Genomic DNA, 21,701 nt, shown 5'->3' on the forward strand with positions numbered 1-21,701 from the left:
CTGTTGCTTTGTCTCGGAGGCTTTCGTTGGCAACCGCAGAACTCGCAGGAAAACATCTCGTCCTCGGCATGAGCGGCGGGATTGCCTGCTACAAGATCGCCGAACTCACGCGCCTGCTGACCAAGGCAAGCGCGACCGTGCAGGTTGTCATGACCGAGGCGGCCACGCAGTTCATCACCCCCATCACGATGCAGGCGCTGTCAGGCCGTCCGGTCTACACGAGCCAATGGGATGCGCGCGTGCCGAACAACATGGCGCATATCGATCTGTCGCGAGAAGCGGACGCCATCGTGATCGCCCCGGCTTCGACTGACTTTCTCGCCAGGCTGGCGCATGGCATGGCCGACGATCTGCTTTCGACGCTCTGCGTGGCGCGTGATTGCCCCTTGCTAGTTGTACCGGCGATGAACCGCCAGATGTGGCAGAACCCGGCCACGCAGCGCAACGTCGCGCAACTGCGCGCGGATGGCATCGAAGTGCTCGGCCCGGATTCAGGTCCGCAGGCCTGCGGCGAAGTCGGCGATGGCCGGATGCTCGAGGCCGCCGCGACCTACGAGGCGATCGCTTCGTTTTTCCAGCCAAAGATTCTCGCCGGCCGCCGTGTGCTGCTGACCGCCGGCCCGACCTTCGAACCGCTGGACCCGGTGCGCGGCATCACCAACCGCTCGAGCGGCAAAATGGGCTTCGCGCTCGCGCGCGCGGCGCAGCAGGCCGGCGCCGACGTGCATCTGATCGCCGGACCGGTTGCGCTGGAAACACCGTGGGGCGTGATCCGCGAAGACGTGCAAACAGCACAGCAGATGCACGACGCCGTGATGCGCGCGGTGCCCGATTACGACATCTTCATCGGCGTGGCCGCGGTCGCCGACTGGCGCGTCGATCATGTCAGCGAACACAAGATCAAGAAGACGGCCGAACGTGCCATGCCCACGTTCACGTTCGTTGAAAATCCGGACATTCTGGCTGCAGTAGCAAAGCTGCCGCATCCGCCCTTCTGTGTCGGTTTTGCAGCGGAGAGCGGCGACCTCGATGTACACGGGGAGGAAAAGCGCGTGCGCAAGAATGTGCCACTTCTGATCGGCAATCTCGGTCCGCTGACCTTCGGCCTCGACGACAACGAAGTCGTCCTGTTCGAAGCCGGCGGCGCAACGAAATTGCCGCGCGCGGACAAGCAGGCGCTGGCGGGCGCACTGATCGCCGAAATCGCCAAACGCCTGCCCGATACGAGCCTGATCCGGTAACCATACGGTCCTTCTTGCCGGAACCCTGAGTCACCCTGGAGCAGCACTGTCATGACGCTACTTTCCGTGCTCGATCAAACGCCCGTGATCGACGGGCACTCGGTGGCGGACGCGATCGCCGCCACCATCGAACTCGCGCAGCTTGCCGACGACCTCGGCTACACACGCTACTGGTGCGCCGAGCACCACGGTCTGCGCGGCGTGTCGAACCCGTGCCCCGAGGTCATGCTCGCGCGCCTCGGCAGCGTGACGAAGCGCATTCGCCTCGGGTCGGGCGGTGTGATGCTGCCGTACTACAGCCCATTCAAGGTCGCCGAGCAGTTCATGATGCTCGAAGCGCTGTTCCCGAATCGCATCGACCTTGGCGTCGGCCGCGCACCGGGCGGCGACATGCGCACGGCGCAAGCCGTGGCGGCAGGTGCGTACAACCGCGGCGATATCTTTCCGCAACAGGTGGCCGATCTGGTCGGGCTGATGAACGGCACGCTGCCGGACGAGCACGTCGCGCAAGGCGTGCTGCTGCAGCCGCAGGTCGAGACACGACCGCAACTGTGGATGCTTGGATCGAGCGAGTTCGGCGGCCTGCTGGCGGCGCAACTCGGCATCCGCTTCGCGTTCGCGCATTTCATCAACGCGCACTTCGGCCACCAGGTCGCGCAAGCGTATCGCGAGCGCTTCAAGGCCGGCAACGAAGCAAAGCCATACCTGGCCGCCGCGGTGTTTGTCATCTGCGCGGATACGGACGAGGAAGCGGAGGCACTGGAAAAAGCCGTCGATCTGCGCCGCGTGCAGATGGCCTATGGCCTGAACGCTCCGATTCCGAACATCGAGCAAGGTCTCGCTCAGGAATACGGCGAACGCGAGCGACTGGTGATCGACCGCGAGAAGCCCCGCAGTATCATCGGCACACCTGAGCGTGTGACGGAACGCATGCTCGCGCTGCAGGAACAGTTCGAGGCCGACGAGCTGGTGGTATTGACTGTGGCGGGCAGTTATCGCGCGCGGCTGCGCTCGTACGAACTGCTTGCGGACGCTTTCGAGCTTGGCCGTTGAATCAAGCTGAACTGGATTGATTTGGCACTGATCTTTTACTCTCCCCCTCTCACATTCGACCTGCATGAAACTTGACCTGAAGATTCTCGACGCGCGCATGCGCGAACAACTCCCGGCCTACGCCACGACCGGCAGCGCTGGCCTCGATCTGCGCGCGTGCCTCGACGAACCGCTAACGCTGCAACCCGGCGAAACGGCGCTGGTGCCGACGGGTCTGGCGATCCATGTCGGCGATCCGGGCTATGCGGCTTTGATCTTGCCGCGCTCGGGCCTCGGACATAAGCACGGCATCGTGCTCGGCAATCTGGTGGGATTGATCGATTCGGATTATCAAGGTCAACTGATGATTTCGACGTGGAACCGCGGGCAGACCACATTCACGCTGAATCCGATGGAGCGGCTCGCGCAACTCGTCATCGTGCCTGTCGTGCAAGCTGAATTCAATATCGTCGAGGACTTCGAACAAAGCGAACGTGGTGCAAGCGGTTTCGGCAGCACCGGTAAACACTGAGGTTTCCGGTCGGGTGCTTAACAGCCCCGCACAGTTCCTGAGTCGCGGCAGTGGGATAAAAAAACGGCGTGGGTCATATAACCCACGCCGTTTTACCTTGCTTGCTGCGAGAAACTTTTGACGCTTATTCAGGCGCTTACTCGACTTCGACCGCTTCCGGATTCGGATTACGCGGCGCAGCCTGTTCGTCGAACGTCAGCTGAACCTTGTCTTCCGCGTCCACATCCACCGTCACGCGGCCACCGTTCATCAGCTTGCCGAACAGAAGCTCGTCCGCCAATGCACGACGGATCGTGTCCTGGATCAGACGCTGCATCGGACGTGCGCCCATCAGCGGATCGAAACCGTGCTTCGCCAGATGCGCGCGCAGCGCATCGGTGAAGAGCGCATCGACCTTCTTCTCATGCAACTGATCTTCCAGTTGCATCAGGAACTTGTCGACCACGCGCATGATGATTTCTTCATCGAGCGAGCGGAAGCTGATCGTCGCGTCCAGACGGTTACGGAACTCCGGCGTGAACATGCGCTTGATGTCGACCATCTCGTCGCCGGTTTCGCGGCGAGTCGTAAAGCCGATCACCGATTTGCCCATGGCTTCGGCACCCGCATTCGTCGTCATGATGATGATGACGTTACGGAAGTCCGCTTTGCGCCCATTGTTGTCCGTCAGCGTGCCGTGGTCCATCACCTGCAGCAGCACGTTGTAAATGTCCGGATGCGCTTTCTCGATTTCGTCGAGCAGCAGCACGCAATGCGGCTTCTTCGTCACAGCCTCCGTCAGCAGACCGCCCTGATCGAAACCGACATAGCCCGGCGGCGCACCGATCAAACGGCTCACAGCATGACGTTCCATGTACTCGGACATGTCGAAACGGATCAGTTCGATACCCAGCGTGAACGCCAGTTGCTTGGCCACTTCGGTCTTGCCGACACCGGTCGGGCCGGAGAACAGGAACGCACCAATCGGCTTGTCCAGCTTGCCAAGGCCTGCGCGCGCCATCTTGATCGCAGCCGACAGCGCGTCGATGGCCGGGTCTTGTCCGAACACCACGCTCTTCAGGTCGCGATCCAGCGTCTGCAGCTTGCTGCGATCGTCCACGGATACGCTCTGCGCCGGCACGCGCGCGATCTTCGAGATGATTTCCTCGATCTCGCCCTTGCCGATCGTCTTCTTCTGCTTCGACTTCGGCAGGATGCGTTGCGCCGCGCCTGCTTCATCGATCACGTCAATCGCCTTGTCCGGCAAATGACGGTCGGTGATGAAGCGCGCCGACAGTTCAGCCGCTGCCGACAGCGCACCCGACGAATACTTCACGCCGTGGTGCTCTTCGAAACGCGACTTCAGACCACGCAGGATCGCCACCGTCTGTTCAACAGTCGGTTCGGTCACATCCACTTTCTGGAAGCGGCGCGACAGAGCCGCATCTTTTTCGAAGATACCGCGGTATTCGGTGAAAGTCGTCGCGCCGATGCACTTGAGCGTGCCCGACGACAGCGCCGGCTTCAGCAGATTCGATGCATCCAGCGTGCCGCCCGACGCAGCACCTGCGCCGATCAGCGTATGAATCTCGTCGATGAACAGGATGGCGTGCGGACGTTCCTTCAGTTCCTTGAGGACCGTCTTCAGGCGTTGTTCGAAATCGCCGCGATACTTGGTGCCGGCCAGCAACGCGCCCATGTCGAGCGAATACACCTGCGCATCGGCGAGGATATCCGGGACTTCGCCGCGCGTAATGCGCCACGCGAGCCCTTCGGCGATCGCGGTCTTGCCGACCCCAGCCTCGCCGACCAGTAGCGGATTGTTCTTGCGCCGGCGGCACAGCACCTGCACCACGCGCTCGACTTCGGACTCACGCCCGATCAGCGGGTCGATGCGGCCCTCTTTCGCCATCTGGTTCAGATTCTGCGTGAACTGGGCGAGCGGCGTTTCTTTCTGCGCAGCGGCTTCGTCAGACTCGGCATTCGCATCGCTCGCCTTGGCGGCGTCGGTGCTGCTGGTCTTGGCAATGCCGTGCGAGATGAAGTTCACCACGTCGAGACGCGTGACACCCTGCTGTTGCAGGTAGTACACCGCGTGCGAATCCTTCTCGCCGAAGATCGCCACCAGCACGTTCGCGCCGGTCACTTCCTTCTTGCCGTTCGAGGTGGACTGCACATGCATGATGGCACGCTGGATCACGCGCTGGAAACCCAGCGTGGGCTGCGTGTCGACGTCGTCCGTGCCAGGCACGGTCGGCGTGTTGTCATGAATGAAGTTGCGCAGGTTTTGGCGCAGATCCTCAATGTTGGCCGCGCACGCGCGCAACACCTCTGCAGCCGTCGGATTGTCCAACAGGGCCAGTAAAAGATGTTCGACCGTAATGAACTCGTGCCGCGCCTGGCGTGCTTCCATGAACGCCATGTGCAAGCTGACTTCCAGTTCCTGGGCAATCATGCTTCCTCCATCACACACTGCAGCGGATGCCCGGCCTGCCGTGCGTGGGTAACGACTTGCTCGACTTTGGTCGACGCGATGTCCCGCGTATAGACCCCACAAACTCCCCTACCTTCGCGATGCACCTTCAGCATAATCTGCGTTGCGGTTTCACGATCTTTATTGAAATATTCCTGCACGATCATCACGACAAATTCCATTGGCGTGAAGTCGTCGTTCAACAGCACCACCTTGTACATGGCCGGCGGCTTCAGCTTTTTTTCCTGCCGCTCCAGTACGGTGCCGTCCTGCTTGTCCGGGATAATTGCCATACACCCATTCTAAACAACTCGGACAGGCCCGCAATCCTGTCAAAACCCGACCGGCTGGCCGGTGTTCCCATTCGCCTCCACATGACGGCACTGCCTGTCACGCGTGCGCCTTGCACGGAGCCGATCGCGGAGCCGGCCCTCCAAGAATGTCAATACTGTTAACGGCTGAATTGCAGTTAGATTGAGTATCGCACAACCTGCCGCAGCAAGCTGAGCGTGTGCGCGACGACTCTCTCGAAAACGAAGGACTACCCCAAATTTCCCTGCCCACCCTTCGCGCGTCTGGCGCCAGGCGACAGATTTGAGGTGCCCATTGGGCGGGCTTGTCTTGAAACGGTAATGGTTGCGGCGGTAACAGTTTCGGGACCTTCGCCCCACAGGACTGCATGTGAGTCGATTATGCGACTTTTCAAGACCGGACGCTTGCGCCACCGCACATAAGAAAAGCGGGAAAAACCCTGGAAATGGGGTGTTTGCAACGTCCGCAGACCCGTCTCAAAATTTTCTTGACACTCGAATAAAGAGCCTCAACAATCAAGCTGGCACTTTTTTCCAGCAACATATTCGAAAAAATGCCGATGGTGAGCTTGTGAGGAGGGAGCGGCTGCATGCCCGCGGCCGTTGAGCTTTTCGAGGGCTCGTGGTGGTGTCATGAGTTACAGGGGAAGTAGGTATGGCAACTGGTACGGTCAAATGGTTCAATGACGCGAAAGGTTTCGGATTCATTACGCCCGACGAAGGCGGTGAGGATCTGTTTGCACACTTTTCGGCCATCCAGATGAATGGGTTCAAAACCCTGAAGGAAGGCCAGAAGGTTAGCTTTGAGGTCGTGCAAGGCCCCAAAGGCAAGCAGGCATCGAACATCCAGGCCGCCGCCTGAGTCTGTTCGATACCCGTACCCTGGAAACCCGGCTTCGTGCCGGGTTTCTTCATTCTGGAGCGCGGAATTTGCGCGTCAGCCGCTTCCTCCTCACATGTCGTGTCGCGTTGAAGGCATCCTCCCGACGATTGGGGATGTCCGTCAGATCACGTTGAGGGTGCCCATCATGCCGAGATCTTCGTGTTCGAGGATGTGGCAGTGGAACATGCGCTCGCCCGCCTGCTGCTGAACTGTGGCAATGCGCACCTTCTCTCCGGGCTGGACGTTGACCGTGTCGCGCCACGCCAGATAAGGCTCCGGCGTCACGACGCCGCCCTGCTCCCGCTCAAGTATCTGAAACTGCGTGCCGTGAAGGTGGAATGGGTGATCCATATCCGTGCGGTTCTCGATCGACCACCGTTCGACGTCGCCGCGCCGGCTGGTCAGCGTAACGCGGCGCGGATCGAAGGTCGCACCGTTGATCATGAAGGCCATGCCAGCGGCCATTCCGTTGCGGGGCGCGCCCTTGCGGTGCATCGCGGCCATGTCCATGCGCTCCGAAAACACCACCGATTTCTGCGCGGCCGGCGCGCCGAGCGGCGAAATTGCACGCAACGACGCGGGGATCGGCTGGGCGGCCTCGTTTTGACTGGCGGTGCCCGGTTCGAACTGGACATCGGCGAGCGGGATCGCGGCGCCCAGTGGCAAGCTGCCGCCCGCCATCGCCATCTTGCGGCGATCGTAGACCGCGGAACTCAAAACTGCTCGCGTCGACGGTGAGGACTGCGCAGATTGTGCAGATTGCGCGGGCTGCCCGGATTGCGCCGTTTGCGAGGCCGAACCCGGTCCTCGACCCGCTGGGACAATCAGCTCCGCACGTTCGCCGGGCGCCAGTAACAGCGACGTCACCCCCTCGCGCGGCTCTCCGAGCAGGCCGCCATCCGTTCCGACCTGGGTAAAAGTGCGCCCGTCATCCAGCGACAATCTCAAATAGCGGGCATTGCACGCGTTCCACACGCGCCAGCGCTCGTTGGTCGCCATCAATATCAGCGGACGACGCGCGCCGTTGACCAGCACGAACTGCCCTTCGCGCCCGTTCATCCAGTCCATCATGTCGTTTGCAGGGATCGTGCCGTCGCTCGCGAGGCGCAGATCGGAGAAGAACAGATGCCGCTCGGGCCACGCGGCCAGCGGATCGACCGCGGCGCGGACCACGATCGGGCCAGCGAGTCCGCGAAATACCTGTTCGGATGACATCATGTGCGGGTGCGGGTGGTACCAGTACGTACCAGCGCTACCCGGTGGCAGCGTGAAGCGATAGACGCGCGAGGCGCCTGGCGCGACCGGATCCGACGGATTGCCGTCCTGATCCGGCGGCACCGGCAGGCCATGCCAATGGATCGTCGAAGGTTGCGACAAGTGGTTCACGAAACGGATTTCAACCGTGTCGCCTTCGTGCACGTCGATCAGCGGTCCGATAATCGGAACTTGCGGTGATGCAGATTCGGCTTCTGCACTCAGGAGGTCAGCAGAAGCGCCGTACTGCCAAAAGGTTGTCGGGTGACCGGCGATCAACGTGTGTTGAACCGGCTGTGCAACGAGCGTAGCGCGGAACACACCTGGTTCACGGCTTTCGTTCGCAAGTTTGCGCAACGGCGCCAGCGGCGCGCCAGAGGGCAGCGTCTCGGGGCCGGCCAGTTCGACGGTTTGCGACGTACCGGCGTGTGGCATATCCGGCATGTCGGACATGCCCTGCATTCCTTGCATGCCGTTCATCCCCGACATGCCTTGCATCCCATGCATCGACTGCTGTGCAAACGCACCGCGCGCAAACAGCGACGCAACGGCCGCACTCAGTGTGCGGACGAGAAATTCCCTGCGGATCATGAATACTCCCTAACGTGGACGACGCGGTAGCGCTCGCGGCTGACCGCGCGTGATCGTTCAAGTGCCCGCTCCGCGATAACCGCTGCACGGGCCCTGCTGTCTGATATGCATTGCGCAGGACTGAAAGGCGCGCGCGTGCAATGCATGCATCGAAGATCAGCCGATCGGCGGACGTACAGGAGGCGCGTGAGTCAGGCCATCGCGCCGTTGCTCGGGAAGAGGCGGAAGAAGCTTCGAACCGGGGACGCGTGGTTCGAACTGAAAAGCGATGAACAGTGCACCGCAGTGAACACCGCAAGTCGCGACACAGCAGCAGCGGCCGTGCTCGTGGCCACAGGGATGGCCTGAGGCCACAAGACCGTGGGAAAAAGCCAGGCAATGAGCAGGAGCGCCGGAAGCCGAAGGCGACACATTCACATTCGCCGCAGAAGACGTTTCCATGGCCATGCCGGACATTTGCGCCGCGTGCTCACTCGACCACTCGCTATGCGCGAACGCAACATGCGCAAATGCGCCGTGCGCTGAAAACAGCACAAGCGAAAACAGAATGAGAAGACGCTTGAGTAAGAGCATGGTCGAGCAGGGGCGCGAAACACTGTACGCGAGGATGAACATCTTGCCGAGCATCATAGCGCAGACCGTCGCGAAGTTCGTTCGTCCGCGCATGCATTCATTGTCAAGGACGACGAATAGTCCACCCACCGTCGCACAACAAAAAACCCCGGCGTCACAGAAAGCACACCGGGGTTCGCCAGATTTCTCAGGATAACGCCAAACGCAATTACAGATTCCCGATCAACACCTGCCCAAACCCCGAGCAAGAAACCTGCGTCGCGCCTTCCATCAAACGCGCAAAGTCGTACGTCACGCGCTTTTGCAGAATCGACGCTTCCATCGCGTTGATAATGGCGTCCGCCGCTTCGGTCCAGCCAAGATGGCGCAGCATCATTTCCGCCGAGAGAATTTCCGAGCCCGGATTCACGTAGTCCTTGCCCGCATATTTCGGCGCCGTTCCGTGAGTGGCTTCGAACATTGCCACGGAGTCCGACATATTCGCGCCCGGCGCAATGCCGATACCACCAACCTGTGCCGCCAGCGCGTCCGAAATATAGTCGCCGTTCAGGTTCAGCGTCGCGATCACATCGTACTCGGCCGGACGCAGCAGAATCTGCTGCAGGAACGCATCGGCAATCACGTCCTTGACGACAATGTCGCCACCTGTCTTCGGGTTCTTGAATTTCATCCACGGACCGCCGTCCACCAGCTCCGCGCCAAACTCCTTCTGCGCGAGCGCATAGCCCCAGTCGCGGAACGCACCTTCCGTGAACTTCATGATGTTGCCCTTGTGCACCAGCGTCAGCGAACGGCGATCGTTGTCGATCGCATACTGCAGCGCCTTGCGCACCAGGCGGTCCGTGCCTTCGCGCGACACCGGCTTGACACCAAGCGCCGAGGTCTCCGGAAAGCGGATCTTCTTCACACCCATTTCTTCGCGCAGAAAGTGGATGACCTTCTTCGCCTGTTCCGATCCCGCGGCCCATTCGATGCCGGCATAGATGTCTTCGGAGTTCTCACGGAAGATCACCATGTCGGTTTTCTCCGGCTCGCGCAGAGGCGAAGGCACGCCCTTGAAGTAGCGCACCGGCCGCAGGCACACATAGAGGTCGAGTTCCTGACGCAGCGCCACGTTCAGCGAACGGATGCCGCCGCCCACCGGCGTGGTCAGCGGTCCCTTGATCGAGACGACATATTCCTTCACGGCAGCGAGTGTTTCTTCCGGCAGCCACACATCCGGGCCGTAGATCCTGGTTGCCTTCTCGCCTGCAAAAACTTCCATCCAGTGGATCTGCTTCTTGCCCCCGTAGGCTTTCTCGACCGCTGCGTCCACCACCTTGATCATGACCGGCGTGATGTCGACACCCGTGCCGTCACCTTCGATATACGGAATGATCGGTTGGTCGGAGACATTGAGCGAGTAGTCTGCGTTGACGGTAATCTTGTCTCCGCCCGTCGGAACCTTAATGTGCTGATACGGCATGATCGGACTCCAGTGATGGCTTTCTGGTTGAAGCAGATGGGAACTGCGAAATCTGGCGCTCCTCGCTACGCGCAAAGCAGCACGCCTGCAAGCAACTGAGCGGCTATTCTAGCGCCCCACCGCCGGGCACGGGCATCGGCCGATCAGCCAGGTTCCGAGACGCGACACGGCAGCCGCAGAATGTGCCGGCAACGTACGCTCACTCCTATGTCTTATATAAGACATAAAATCTGCCCGCGGCTTTTATGCATTATTATCCCACCATTCGCCACAGAACCAACCCAGCCGGGCGTCGCGCGGGTGTGTGCCAGCACCGGCTTACGCATCCGTACCGGTTGATATCGCCGGACTCCGCATGCGCCTCCTCGCTCTCAACAAGCCGTTCGGCACCATTTGCCAGTTCTCGCCGCACGAAACTCGCGCATCGCTTGCCGATTGGGTCAAGGTGCCCGGCGTCTATCCGGCCGGCCGTCTCGATTCCGATAGCGAAGGCCTGCTGCTGCTCACCGACGACGGCACGCTCCAGGCACGTATTGCCGAGCCGCGTCACAAGCTCGTCAAACGCTACTGGGCGCAAGTCGAAGGCGCGCCGGACGAGACAGTCCTGACGGCACTCGCAAGCGGCGTCGATCTCGGCGACTATGTGACGCGCCCATGTCACGCACAACTGATCGATCCAGCCGCGACCGACGCTCTTTGGCCGCGCAATCCGCCGATCCGCTATCGCGCTGCCATCCCCACCACGTGGATCGAACTGTCGATAACGGAAGGTAAGAATCGCCAGGTGCGTCGCATGACGGCAGCAGTCGGCTTTCCTACCCTGCGTCTGGTGCGTGTCGGCATCGGTGCGCTCGATATTTTTTCGCTGGGTCTTGCGCCTGGCGCGTCGCTCGAACTGCCTGCGCGAGCTCCCTGGGACGGTCTCCGCTGATGCTCAAGCTTTAGGCAAAGTCCCGCTAAGCCGTTGTATCCGCAAGCGTTTTTAATGCTGATAAAAATCGCATACGGCATTGCCGCGGCATCTCCGGCAGCTCATTAAAGCCAGGAATAAACATTCCCGAAAATTTGCGGAGAATTGACGTCAACCGCGTCGCAAGCTGACGCGTTATTCGACGCAGATGCCGCCCGAAGCTATCCGGCATTCAGCCTTGAGGGCCTTTGTGCAAGCCGTTTTCGCGGTCAGTGCAGGAGTCCGAGCGCTCGCAGACGCGTCACGAAAAATTTGTTGATGCGGCTGTCAACCGAAAGGTGGATGGCACGTTTACCGACATGACTCATACATAACCGGGTCATTTGGTTAATTAACTAAAGCTGAGGATTCACAAAATGAACAAACTGATCGCCGCTCTGGTCGCTGGCCTCTTCGCAACGGCAGCATTCGCACAAGCTTCGGCTCCGGTCGCAGCTTCGGCAGCTCCGGCAGCAGCAGCTTCGTCGGCAAAGAAGACCACGAAGAAGGCAACGCACAAGAAGGCATCGAAGAAGAAGGCAGCATCGGCTGCTGCAGCTTCGGGCGCTTCGGAGTAAGTTTGTTGTAAAACGCAGTCAAGAACTAGCAGCAATTGCCGTTCTTACGGCGTTGAAAGGCAGATCCCGCAAGGCGATCTGCCTTTTTGTTTTTGACGTGCTTTGACGCGCTCGCGTAACATTCGCGGGTTAATTTCCCACCCAGGAGTCTTGCCGTGCGAATTTCCCTGCGCTCGTTGCTCGCGCGCTTTGCGTTTGCCATTGCGTTACCGTTGGCCGCCGCCTCGTTCACGCTCGCCCCCGTCCACAATGCGTACGCGCAGCAGATGCCGCCCGGTGCCAAGCAACCCGGCGATTTCCCGCGCGCCAAGCTGACTGTGGGCATGTTCGTGATCGACGCCGCTGTCGCCTCCAATGATGCGGATCGCGAACAAGGCCTGATGTACCGCTCGCAACTCGCCCCCAACGAAGGCATGCTGTTCGTATTCGGCGAGAATGCGGTGCACTGTTTCTGGATGAAAAACACGCTGATCCCACTGTCGATCGCTTTCATCCGCGCCGACGGCACGATCACCGACATCGACGAGATGGATGCCGAAACGACCAACAACCATTGCCCGCGCAACAACGGTGTGTACGCGCTGGAAATGAGCAAGAACTGGTTCGCGTCGAAGGGCATCAAGCCGGGTATGACGATTCAGGGGTTGCCGGCGGCGCAATAAGCAGCGCGACAGATCGTGCGAATCGTGCGGTAAGCCGCGCAATCGCCATTCACGGCCCGTTTCCGGAAAGCCGGTGCCTTGTTGCAAGGGCGCCGGCTTTTTTTGCGTGCACGCGAGCAGACCGGAACAGGACCGGCGGAGCGCCCCGCCGGTGGCCGCGCGGGCGAGGCTGGCAAGATTCCTGCAAAAGAGCTTACGACGCGCTATTCTAGTAGACTAACCGCAGCACGGAGTTCGTCCGGTCGGCGTCGTGCGCCGCCCGACGTCCACTACCGGCGCGCCAATTCAAGGAGGTTCACGTGCCCCGCAAGACTCCCATCGAGCGCTACCGGAATATCGGCATCAGCGCTCACATCGATGCCGGCAAAACCACAACCACCGAGCGCATCCTCTTCTACACCGGCGTGACTCACAAGATCGGTGAAGTTCACGACGGCGCGGCGACGATGGACTGGATGGAGCAGGAGCAGGAGCGCGGCATCACGATCACATCGGCTGCCACGACTGCGTTCTGGAAAGGCATGGCCGGCAACTATCCTGAACACCGGATCAACATCATCGACACCCCGGGCCACGTCGACTTCACGATTGAAGTCGAACGGTCGATGCGCGTGCTCGACGGCGCCTGCATGGTGTACGACTCGGTCGGCGGTGTGCAGCCGCAGTCCGAAACCGTGTGGCGTCAGGCGAACAAGTACAAGGTGCCGCGTATCGCGTTCGTCAACAAGATGGACCGCGTCGGCGCCGACTTCTTCCGCGTGCAGCGGCAGATCGGCGATCGCCTGAAGGGCATCGCCGTGCCGATCCAGATTCCGGTCGGTGCGGAAGATCATTTCCAGGGCGTGGTCGACCTCGTCAAGATGAAGGCGATCTACTGGGACGAAGAGAACCAGGGCATCAAGTTCGAGTACCGCGACATCCCGGCGGAACTCGCGGACACCGCGAAGGAATGGCACGACAAGATGGTCGAGGCCGCCGCTGAAGCGAGCGAGGAACTGCTCGACAAATACCTCGGCGGCGAGACCCTGACCGAAGAGGAAATCAAGCACGGCATCCGCGTGCGCTGCATCGCCAACGAAATCGTGCCGATGCTGTGCGGCAGCGCGTTCAAGAACAAGGGCGTGCAAGCCATGCTCGACGCGGTGATCGATTACCTGCCGTCGCCGATCGACGTGCCCGCCATCACGGGTCACGACGAGTACGACAAGGAAATCGAGCGCCATCCGAGCGACACCGATCCGTTCTCCGCGCTCGCCTTCAAGATCATGACCGACCCGTTCGTCGGCCAGCTGATTTTCTTCCGCGTCTATTCGGGCGTGGTGAATTCGGGCGACACGGTCTACAACGCGGTCAAGGAAAAGAAGGAGCGCCTCGGCCGGATCCTGCAGATGCATGCGAACGAGCGCAAGGAAATCAAGGAAGTCTACGCGGGCGACATCGCCGCGGCCGTCGGCCTGAAGGAAGCGACCACGGGCGACACGCTGTGCGATCCGAATCACGTGATCATCCTTGAACGGATGATCTTCCCTGAGCCGGTGATTTCGCAGGCCGTCGAGCCGAAGACCAAGGTCGACCAGGAAAAGATGGGCATTGCGCTGAACCGCCTTGCTCAGGAAGATCCGTCGTTCCGCGTGCAAACGGATGAAGAATCCGGCCAGACCATCATCTCGGGGATGGGCGAGCTGCACCTGGAAATTCTGGTCGACCGCATGAAGCGCGAGTTCGGCGTGGAAGCCACTGTCGGCAAGCCGCAGGTCGCTTACCGCGAAACGGTGCGCAACAAGGTCGAGGATGTCGAAGGCAAGTTCGTCAAGCAGTCGGGCGGCCGCGGTCAGTACGGTCATGCTGTGATCACGCTCGAGCCGGCGCCGCAAGGCAAGGGCTACGAATTCGTCGACGCGATCAAGGGCGGCGTAATTCCGCGCGAATACATCCCGGCGGTGGACAAGGGCATTATCGAAACGCTGAAGGCCGGCGTGCTGGCGGGCTATCCGGTGGTGGACGTGAAAGTGACGCTGACTTTCGGTTCGTACCACGACGTCGACTCGAACGAAAACGCGTTCCGTATGGCCGGTTCGATGGCCTTCAAGGAAGCGATGCGCAAGGCCAAGCCGGTCCTGCTCGAGCCGATGATGGCCGTCGAAGTCGAGACGCCGGAAGACTTCATGGGTAACGTGATGGGCGACCTGTCGAGCCGTCGCGGCATGGTGCAAGGCATGGAGGATATCGCCGGCGGTGGCGGCAAGCTGGTACGCGCCGAAGTGCCGCTCGCGGAGATGTTCGGCTATTCCACCTCGCTGCGTTCCGCAACGCAAGGCCGCGCGACGTACACGATGGAGTTCAAGCACTACGCTGAAACGCCGAACAACGTCGCGGAAGCGGTGATCAATGCCAAGCAGAAGTAACCAGCGCTGAAGGTTAGCGTGCACAAAGCCCGTTCAGGTTGAACGGGCTTTTTTTTGCCACGATGCACGCCGCGCGCATAAGCGGCGGACATGCAAGAATGGCGAAACTGCAACCAGACATGACCGCCCTCACCCGGCGGCTTTGCATGGGAGACACGCCATGAGTCACGACCATCCGCATGATCACGATCATGACCACCCGCATGAACCCGATAGCGCCGCGTCCAATGAAAGCGCGCCTGTCGACTGGCGCGAACACGGCGTCAAGGTGATCCGCGGCGATCAGCTCGACAGCAACACCGCACAAACGCCGGGCATGAACCGCGCCGCCGCAATCAACGCGGCGCGCGTCGGCGCGCAGAAAATCTGGGCAGGCACCGTGACGATCCATCCGAATGCCAAGACCGGCGCGCATCATCACGGCGCGCTGGAAAGCGTCATCTACGTCGTACGCGGCCAGGCGCGCATGCGCTGGGGCGAGCACCTCGAGTTCACCGCCGAAGCCGGTCCCGGCGACTTCATCTTCGTTCCGCCCTACGTGCCGCATCAGGAGATCAATGCCAGCACCGACGACCCGCTCGAATGCGTGCTCGTGCGCAGCGATAATGAGGCGGTGGTGGTGAATCTGAACATCGACGCGGTCGAAGCGCCGGAAACCGTGTTCTGGGTCGATCCGATCCACAAGCATCCGCACGAACACTAAGCCAGGCGGCGAAGAGCCGGTAAGGATGTCGCCACCACAGCGGTTCGTCTGCCAGCGCATCGGCAAGTGTTATAGGACGCCGTGCTCGCCCGCGGCGCAGGGCACCCGAGCGTTGTCACGGTGAGACAGGTTGGCCCTTTTAAGCGCGTCAACTCCAGCCTCAGCAGCCGCAGACGTTCCGAACCGCTGCCCAATCGCTTACACTGAAACCGCTTTTCGCCATCGCGATACCGTCGCCCCTGCCGTGCGCAAGCTGCGCGGCACCTATCAGAACGGACTGGACGCCCCATCGATGAAGACTCCCGCGGATCGACTCCTCGCGCTCGAAACTGCACGCCGCAGTGCCGATGACTACGGCAACCATGCGATCGACGAATTCGTCGCCGGCCGCCTGTCACGCCGCGAACTGCTGCGCTACGCCAGCGTGATTGGACTTTCGCTCGCGGGCGGTGGTCTCTTCGCTACCCCGCAGGCACGCGCACAAGGCACTCCGGGCGCTGCGAACGCGACCATTCGCGTTGCCCATCTGACTCCGACCGGTGCGATCGATCCCCTCACCGTCGGCGATGCCGGCGGTCTCGCGCTGCTGGTGCAGAGCGGCGAATTCCTGATCGACGACGATGGCGAGCACCTGGTCCTCAAGCCGGCGCTCGCGCTCTCGTGGAAGCCGAATGACAAAGGCGATGTCTGGACCTTCAAGCTGCGTCCAAACGTGAAGTTCAACGACGGCCAGCCGTTCACGGCGAAAGACGTCGTCGCCACCTTCGACCGCCTGGCCGATCCGGCGAGCGGCTCGGCAGCGCTCTCCGTGCTGAAGGGCGTGCTGTCCAAGGGCGGCGCTCAGGTCGTCGACGATCATACGGTCGCGTTCCACCTCGACGCCCCGAACGGCAACTTCCCGTACTACGTTTCCTCGGACAATTACAACGCCATCGTGCTGCCGGCCAACTACGCGGGCAACTACGAAAAGAGCTTCATCGGCACCGGTCCGTTCAAGCTTGAGAAGTACACGCCGAAGGTCGGCGCCTCATTCGTACGCAATCCCGACTATTGGGGTGAAAAGGCGTTGCCGGAACGCGTGCAGTTTTCGTTCTACGCCGACGAACAGGCGCAGATTCTCGCGCTGCAAGGACGTCAGGCGGACGTGATGGGTACGTTCACCGTGCAGGGCGGCGTGGGCCTCATGAACAACCCTGAGTTCAAGACGATCGGTGTGAAGTCGAGCGCGCATCGCCAGATCCACATGCGCAACGACGATCCGCTTTTCAAGGACAAGCGCGTGCGCCAGGCCTTGGCGCTGTCGCTCGATCGCGACGTGATCGTGCGTGGCCTGTTTCGCGGCAAGGCGCAGGTCGGCAACGACAGCCCGTTCGCGCCGGTGTTTCCGTCGTCCGATGCGGGCGTGCCGCAACGCAAGATCGACGTTGCCAAAGCGAAGCAACTGCTCGCGCAGGCGGGTGTGGCCAACGGCTTCGACGTGACGCTCACCACGGAAAAGTACATGGAGATTCCCGATCTCGCGGTCGTCGTGCAAAACGCGGCCAAGGCGATCGGCGTACGTATCAACCTGAAGGTGGAAAGCCAGTCGCTCTACTATGGCGCGGCCACACCCGGCAAATCGGACTGGCTCGACTCGCCGCTCGGCATCACCGATTACGGCCATCGCGGCGTGCCGAACGTATTCCTCAACGCACCGCTGACGAGCAACGGGACGTGGAACGCAGCGCACTTCAAGAACCCTCAGTACGACCAACTGGTCGCGCAATTTGTGGCGGCCGTCGATATCACATCGCAGCGCAAACTCTCCGGCCAGATTCAAACGCTCTTGCTCGACGAGACGCCCGTGATCATTCCGTTCTTCTACGATCAGCTGATTGCGATGCGCTCGGGCGTCAACGGAATGCGTTTTACTGCGCTCGCGCAGCTGTACTTCAACCGCGTGACGCTCAGTGCCTGAGCGCGGTGTGTGCCGCTCGTAGCTAACCATGTCGACTGCGCTCACGCCCTCCACCCCTCGCGTTAGCAAAGGCAACGCGGGACGGGTTGCGCGTTTTCTAGCGACGCGTCTGGCGCTGTCGGTGATCACGCTGTGGCTGCTCTCGGTGATCGTGTTTGCGGGCGGGCAGTTGCTGCCTGGCGACATCGGCCGCGCGATTCTCGGCCCGCTCGCCGATGCACGCGCGGTCGCCGCGCTCAATCATCAGCTCGGCTCGGACCGGCCGCTATTGACCCAATACGTCGAGTGGATCACGCATTTCTTGCGTGGCGACATGGGGCTGTCGTACGCGTATCGCGAGCCCGTTGGACCGTTCATCGCCGACGCTCTCGCGCATTCGGCGAAGCTTGGGCTGCTCGCCTTCATCGTTGTCGTGCCGTTGGGTATTGCCGGCGGCGTGTGGGCCGCGATGCACGCGGGACGCTGGATCGACCGCACAATCAGCATCGCCGGTTTGTCGGCAACGGTCGTGCCGGAATTCGTCTCGTCGATCACGTTGATCCTGATCTTCGGCGTGTGGTTACGCTGGTTGCCGATCGAAGCCTCGTATCCTCCTGGCGCAGGCGTGCTCGAACAACTGAAACATCTGATCCTGCCGGTGCTGCCGCTCGTGCTGGTGTTCTTCGGCTACATCGCGCGCATGGCGCGAGCCGGCACCGTCGAGGCACTCGACGCCGATTACACGCGCACTGCCATTCTCAAAGGCCTGCCGCAGCGTGTCGTGATCTGGCGGCACGTGTTGCGCAATGCGCTGCTGCCTACCATCACCGTGGCCGCTACACAGCTCGGCTATATGATCGGCGGCCTCGTCGTGGTGGAAACGCTGTTCCACTATCAGGGCATCGGCTCGCTGATCTACAACGCCGCCAAGGCGAAGGACTTCCCGATGCTCGAGGCCGGCGTGCTGACGATCGGCGTCGTCTATACGGTAGCGAATCTCGCGGCCGATGCCTTGCAGGTCATGCTCAATCCGCGCCTGCGCGTGAGGAGCGGCGAATGAGCACGATTGTCCCCGGCACACCGGCTACGCCTGCCGTACGCGAGCCCCGCTTCGATCAGTTGCGCGTGCTGCTGCGCTCGCCGACGTTCGTGGTCGGCGTGGTGATCGTCCTGTGGTGGGTGGTCTGCGCAATTGCGGGACGCTGGATCGCACCGCTCGACGCCTACGCCTCCGACCCGCTCAACTCGCTGATGCCGCCCGACCACGCGCACTGGTTCGGCACCGATCAGCTCGGCCGCGATGTGTTCTCGCGCGTTATCGTCGGCGCTCGCGACATCCTCACCATCGCGCCGCTCGCCACGCTGCTCGGCACCGTGGCGGGCACGGCCCTTGGCCTCGTGGTCGGCTACTTCGAAGGCTGGGTCGACAATGTAGTGGGGCGCGCGATCGACGCCGTGCTGGCGCTGCCGCTCGTGATCGTCGCACTGCTTGCGCTGGCCGCCGTGGGCGCGTCGAACCTAACGGTGATCCTCGTAATCGGCATCACGTTCACGCCGATCACGGCACGCACCGTGCGCGCTGCGGTGTTTGCCGAACGCCATCTCGACTACGTCGCGGCGGCACAACTGCGCGGCGAGCGCGCGCCCTACATCATGTTTGCGGAGATCCTGCCGAACGTGCTGCCGCCGATTATCGTCGAAGCCACCGTGCGCCTCGGCTATGCGATTTTCGCGGTGGCGACGCTGTCCTTTCTCGGCTTCGGCATCCAGCCGCCGTCTGCGGACTGGGGCCTCGCGTTGTCCGAGTCGTACACGCTGATGGCGGGCGGTGCGTGGTGGACGGTCGTGTTCGACGCCGCTGCCATCGCCTCGCTGGTGGTCGGCGTGAACCTGATCGCCGATAGCGTGCAAGGCGTGCTCGACCGATGAACGGCCCCCCTCCCGCCTCGTTTCCCGCCTTCGATGTCTCGAAGAGCGACCGCACCGACGCGCTGACGCTAGTCGGCCTCACCGTCACTTACCGGATCCGCGGACGTGATCGCGAGGTCTTGCACGACGTCTCGTTCCGCATACGGCGCGGCGAGGCATATGGCCTGGTGGGCGAATCAGGTTGCGGCAAATCGACCGTCGCAATGGCAGCGCTGCGCTATCTGCCGCGCAACGGCAAAGCGAAAGCAGGCAAGATCCTGATCGCTGGACAGGATGTGCAGACGCTCAACGCCGATGCGTTACGCACGATGCGCGCCACCGCGATCTCGATGGTCTACCAGGACCCGGGCCGCGCGCTGAATCCGTCGATGACGATTGCGCGCCAGGTCGCCGAGGCCTTCGAAGCAGCGGGCGCCAGCCGCAGCGAGGCGCTGACGCGCACGCTCGAGATGCTGCGGCGTGTGCGCATCGCGGCGCCTGAACGGGTGATGGACAGTTATCCTCATCAATTGTCGGGCGGCATGCAACAGCGCGTGGTGATCGCGATGGCGCTCGCGTCGAACCCCGCCCTGCTCATTCTCGACGAACCCACTACCGGTCTCGACGCCACCGTCGAAGCTGAGGTGCTGGATCTCGTCGCGCAACTGCGCAAGGAACTCGGCACCGCGGTCCTCTTCATCAGCCACAATCTCGCGGTCATCGGCCGCATGTGCGAACGTGTCGGCGTGCTGTATGCGGGCAGGCTCGTCGAAGAAGGCGCGACACAAGATGTGTTTGCCCGGCCTCGTCATCCGTACACGGTCGGCCTGCTACGCTGCCTGCCTACGTCGGGGCGCAGCAAGGAGCGCGAACGGCTCGACACGATCGCGGGGCAACTGCCCTCGCCCGGCTCGGTCACGCAGGGTTGCATCTACTCAGACCGCTGCCGTCTCGCGGATGACCGCTGCCGCCGCGAGGTTCCACCGCCGCATCGTGTTGCCGGTGCGCACGGCGATCAGATGTCGCGTTGCCACTATCACGAGCGGGCGATGGAATTGCCGCGCACCAGCACGGAAGCGGCCTCGCCTCAAGCCGGCGCTGGCAAAGATGCATTACCTGCCAACGCTGCCGCCCATGGCGCGCTCGTGCTGCGCGCCGAGCGGGTTTCGAAGACATTCCACGTGGGGGGCGTCGCGCTACGCGCGGTCGACGACGTCTCCCTCGACCTGGCTACCGGCGAAACCTTGGGCCTCGTCGGCGAATCGGGCAGCGGCAAGACGACGCTCGCCAAGCTGATGCTCGGCCTGCTCGCGCCCGACGCCGGCAGCGTCCTCGAACTCGACGGCAAACCGCTGCCCGCTCGCGTCACGAGCCGCAACGACGAGCAGGTCAAATCGCTACAGATCGTGTTCCAGAACCCCGACTCGGCGCTCAACCGGTCGCATTCCGTGAGACGGCTGATTGGCCGCGCGCTCTCGCGGCTCGCAGCGTTGAGCGGCCCGGCACAGGACGAGCGGCTCGCGGCGTTGACGGCAGCCGTGCGCTTGCCGGATCGCTATCTCGGCTCCCGCACGCGACAGCTGTCGGGCGGCCTCAAGCAGCGCGTTGCGATTGCCCGCGCCTTCGCGGGTGAGCCGCGCGTGGTGGTGTGCGATGAACCCACCTCCGCGCTCGATGTCTCCGTGCAGGCGTCGATCCTCAACCTGCTCGCCGATCTGCAACGCGAGCGCGGTGTGAGCTACGTGTTCATCTCGCACGATCTGCACGTGGTTCGTTACCTGTCCGATCGCATCGCAGTGCTATACGTCGGACGGCTTCTGGAGATCGGGCCTGCCGCCGCGGTCTTCGACGGACCGCATCATCCGTATACCGAGGCACTGCTGTCTTCGGCACCGGCGCTCGATGCCGTCAATCGCGGCGAGCGCATTCGCCTGTCCGGCGAGATGCCGAGCCCGGCATCACCGCCTTCGGGCTGCGTGTTCCACACACGCTGCCCGCGCAAGCTCGGCGCTATCTGCGAGCAGCAGGATCCGCCTTTCGTCGACGCCGGCAGCGGGCATCGGATCCGCTGCCACATCCCCATCGAAGAGTTGCGCGCGCTGCAAGGCGCGCAGCCCGTCGTCGTCCAGGGCACGGTCCCGGACGCGCCCCCAGGTGGAACCCCAGGCGAAGTTTAAGCCGCTCCCACTCGCGCGTTTCACGTCCGAAACGTTTTCCGTCGATTCC

18 protein-coding genes are annotated in these 21,701 nt (G+C 62.1%); 13 read left to right on the top strand and 5 right to left on the bottom strand.

Going from position 1 to position 21,701, the window contains the following annotated elements:
* The first annotated feature begins 26 nt into the window (after positions 1 to 26).
* From coaBC to dut, 3 genes are all read left to right on the top strand, one after another.
* On the top strand, positions 27 to 1,241 hold the full coding sequence (gene coaBC / locus P3T17_RS25190) for a bifunctional phosphopantothenoylcysteine decarboxylase/phosphopantothenate--cysteine ligase CoaBC (protein WP_429409268.1): 1,215 nt from the start codon (positions 27 to 29) through the stop codon (positions 1,239 to 1,241).
* A 51-nt stretch (positions 1,242 to 1,292) separates the two neighbouring features.
* A complete protein-coding gene (locus P3T17_RS25195) occupies positions 1,293 to 2,294 on the top strand; it encodes an LLM class flavin-dependent oxidoreductase (RefSeq protein WP_429409269.1) in 1,002 nt (333 codons plus the stop codon).
* A 64-nt stretch (positions 2,295 to 2,358) separates the two neighbouring features.
* On the top strand, positions 2,359 to 2,805 hold the full coding sequence (dut, locus tag P3T17_RS25200) for a dUTP diphosphatase (protein ID WP_429409270.1): 447 nt from the start codon (positions 2,359 to 2,361) through the stop codon (positions 2,803 to 2,805).
* Positions 2,806 to 2,941: 136 nt separating this feature from the next.
* Here the strand turns inward: dut and clpA are convergent, their stop codons facing one another.
* Both clpA and clpS read right to left on the bottom strand, forming a co-directional pair.
* Positions 2,942 to 5,239: an ATP-dependent Clp protease ATP-binding subunit ClpA gene (clpA, locus tag P3T17_RS25205; RefSeq protein ID WP_074263545.1), complete on the bottom strand. Its 2,298-nt coding sequence runs from the start codon at positions 5,237 to 5,239 to the stop codon at positions 2,942 to 2,944.
* Positions 5,236 to 5,550, bottom strand: coding sequence for an ATP-dependent Clp protease adapter ClpS (gene clpS, locus P3T17_RS25210; protein ID WP_074263544.1), 315 nt, complete (start codon positions 5,548 to 5,550; stop codon positions 5,236 to 5,238). Before clpS ends, clpA begins: the two co-directional genes overlap by 4 nt.
* A gap of 673 nt (positions 5,551 to 6,223) precedes the next feature.
* Between clpS and cspD the strand changes: the two genes are divergently transcribed.
* Complete coding sequence (gene cspD / locus P3T17_RS25215) at positions 6,224 to 6,430, top strand: cold shock domain-containing protein CspD (RefSeq protein WP_017776809.1); 207 nt, start codon at positions 6,224 to 6,226, stop codon at positions 6,428 to 6,430.
* Positions 6,431 to 6,571: 141 nt separating this feature from the next.
* Here cspD and P3T17_RS25220 read toward each other — a convergent pair whose 3' ends face one another.
* The 3 genes from P3T17_RS25220 to icd all read right to left on the bottom strand — a co-directional run bounded on the left by P3T17_RS25220 (position 6,572) and on the right by icd (position 10,334).
* Complete coding sequence (locus tag P3T17_RS25220; protein WP_429409370.1) at positions 6,572 to 8,149, bottom strand: multicopper oxidase family protein; 1,578 nt, start codon at positions 8,147 to 8,149, stop codon at positions 6,572 to 6,574.
* Positions 8,150 to 8,452: 303 nt separating this feature from the next.
* Positions 8,453 to 8,926, bottom strand: coding sequence for a hypothetical protein (locus tag P3T17_RS25225; RefSeq protein ID WP_429409271.1), 474 nt, complete (start codon positions 8,924 to 8,926; stop codon positions 8,453 to 8,455).
* Positions 8,927 to 9,077: 151 nt separating this feature from the next.
* The gene (gene icd, locus P3T17_RS25230) at positions 9,078 to 10,334 is read right to left on the bottom strand and encodes an NADP-dependent isocitrate dehydrogenase (protein ID WP_074263541.1); all 1,257 of its coding nucleotides are present in this window, start codon (positions 10,332 to 10,334) and stop codon (positions 9,078 to 9,080) included.
* Positions 10,335 to 10,689: 355 nt separating this feature from the next.
* Here icd and P3T17_RS25235 point away from each other — a divergent pair, with 355 nt between their 5' ends.
* The 9 genes from P3T17_RS25235 to P3T17_RS25275 all read left to right on the top strand — a co-directional run bounded on the left by P3T17_RS25235 (position 10,690) and on the right by P3T17_RS25275 (position 21,652).
* Positions 10,690 to 11,265 (top strand): pseudouridine synthase, encoded by a 576-nt coding sequence (locus P3T17_RS25235; protein ID WP_429409272.1) that lies wholly within the window; start codon positions 10,690 to 10,692, stop codon positions 11,263 to 11,265.
* A 395-nt stretch (positions 11,266 to 11,660) separates the two neighbouring features.
* Positions 11,661 to 11,861: a hypothetical protein gene (locus tag P3T17_RS25240; RefSeq protein WP_074263539.1), complete on the top strand. Its 201-nt coding sequence runs from the start codon at positions 11,661 to 11,663 to the stop codon at positions 11,859 to 11,861.
* A 155-nt stretch (positions 11,862 to 12,016) separates the two neighbouring features.
* Positions 12,017 to 12,523 (top strand): DUF192 domain-containing protein, encoded by a 507-nt coding sequence (locus P3T17_RS25245; protein ID WP_074263538.1) that lies wholly within the window; start codon positions 12,017 to 12,019, stop codon positions 12,521 to 12,523.
* A 299-nt stretch (positions 12,524 to 12,822) separates the two neighbouring features.
* Positions 12,823 to 14,928, top strand: a complete 2,106-nt coding sequence (gene fusA, locus P3T17_RS25250; protein ID WP_074263537.1) for an elongation factor G — start codon at positions 12,823 to 12,825, stop codon at positions 14,926 to 14,928.
* A gap of 160 nt (positions 14,929 to 15,088) precedes the next feature.
* Complete coding sequence (locus P3T17_RS25255) at positions 15,089 to 15,631, top strand: cupin domain-containing protein (RefSeq protein WP_429409273.1); 543 nt, start codon at positions 15,089 to 15,091, stop codon at positions 15,629 to 15,631.
* Positions 15,632 to 15,923: 292 nt separating this feature from the next.
* The gene (locus P3T17_RS25260; protein WP_429409274.1) at positions 15,924 to 17,588 is read left to right on the top strand and encodes an ABC transporter substrate-binding protein; all 1,665 of its coding nucleotides are present in this window, start codon (positions 15,924 to 15,926) and stop codon (positions 17,586 to 17,588) included.
* Between the two features lie 28 nt (positions 17,589 to 17,616).
* Positions 17,617 to 18,627 carry an ABC transporter permease gene (locus P3T17_RS25265; RefSeq protein ID WP_429409275.1) on the top strand — a complete coding sequence of 337 codons (1,011 nt, stop codon included), beginning with the start codon at positions 17,617 to 17,619 and terminating at the stop codon, positions 18,625 to 18,627.
* Positions 18,624 to 19,496, top strand: coding sequence for an ABC transporter permease (locus P3T17_RS25270; protein ID WP_429286854.1), 873 nt, complete (start codon positions 18,624 to 18,626; stop codon positions 19,494 to 19,496). Before P3T17_RS25265 ends, P3T17_RS25270 begins: the two co-directional genes overlap by 4 nt.
* Positions 19,493 to 21,652: an ABC transporter ATP-binding protein gene (locus tag P3T17_RS25275; RefSeq protein WP_429409276.1), complete on the top strand. Its 2,160-nt coding sequence runs from the start codon at positions 19,493 to 19,495 to the stop codon at positions 21,650 to 21,652. The genes P3T17_RS25270 and P3T17_RS25275 overlap by 4 nt, the downstream gene beginning before the upstream one ends.
* Positions 21,653 to 21,701: the final 49 nt, after the last annotated feature.

The organism is Paraburkholderia sp. GAS82 (assembly GCF_050436285.1).
Taxonomy (GTDB): Bacteria; Pseudomonadota; Gammaproteobacteria; order Burkholderiales; family Burkholderiaceae; genus Paraburkholderia; species Paraburkholderia phenazinium_B.

Bases quoted from the DNA above. Each gene is read 5' to 3' on its own strand.
- icd (WP_074263541.1), bottom strand. From the start codon at position 10,334: ATGCCGTATCAGCACATTAAGGTTCCGACGGGCGGAGACAAGATTACC.
- P3T17_RS25275 (WP_429409276.1), top strand. From the start codon at position 19,493: ATGAACGGCCCCCCTCCCGCCTCGTTTCCCGCCTTCGATGTCTCGAAG.
- P3T17_RS25260 (WP_429409274.1), top strand. From the start codon at position 15,924: ATGAAGACTCCCGCGGATCGACTCCTCGCGCTCGAAACTGCACGCCGC.
- dut (WP_429409270.1), top strand. From the start codon at position 2,359: ATGAAACTTGACCTGAAGATTCTCGACGCGCGCATGCGCGAACAACTC.
- clpA (WP_074263545.1), bottom strand. From the start codon at position 5,239: ATGATTGCCCAGGAACTGGAAGTCAGCTTGCACATGGCGTTCATGGAA.
- P3T17_RS25220 (WP_429409370.1), bottom strand. From the start codon at position 8,149: ATGCCGGATATGCCACACGCCGGTACGTCGCAAACCGTCGAACTGGCC.
- P3T17_RS25255 (WP_429409273.1), top strand. From the start codon at position 15,089: ATGAGTCACGACCATCCGCATGATCACGATCATGACCACCCGCATGAA.
- clpS (WP_074263544.1), bottom strand. From the start codon at position 5,550: ATGGCAATTATCCCGGACAAGCAGGACGGCACCGTACTGGAGCGGCAG.
- P3T17_RS25265 (WP_429409275.1), top strand. From the start codon at position 17,617: ATGTCGACTGCGCTCACGCCCTCCACCCCTCGCGTTAGCAAAGGCAAC.
- cspD (WP_017776809.1), top strand. From the start codon at position 6,224: ATGGCAACTGGTACGGTCAAATGGTTCAATGACGCGAAAGGTTTCGGA.
- P3T17_RS25235 (WP_429409272.1), top strand. From the start codon at position 10,690: ATGCGCCTCCTCGCTCTCAACAAGCCGTTCGGCACCATTTGCCAGTTC.
- P3T17_RS25270 (WP_429286854.1), top strand. From the start codon at position 18,624: ATGAGCACGATTGTCCCCGGCACACCGGCTACGCCTGCCGTACGCGAG.
- P3T17_RS25240 (WP_074263539.1), top strand. From the start codon at position 11,661: ATGAACAAACTGATCGCCGCTCTGGTCGCTGGCCTCTTCGCAACGGCA.
- P3T17_RS25195 (WP_429409269.1), top strand. From the start codon at position 1,293: ATGACGCTACTTTCCGTGCTCGATCAAACGCCCGTGATCGACGGGCAC.
- P3T17_RS25225 (WP_429409271.1), bottom strand. From the start codon at position 8,926: ATGATGCTCGGCAAGATGTTCATCCTCGCGTACAGTGTTTCGCGCCCC.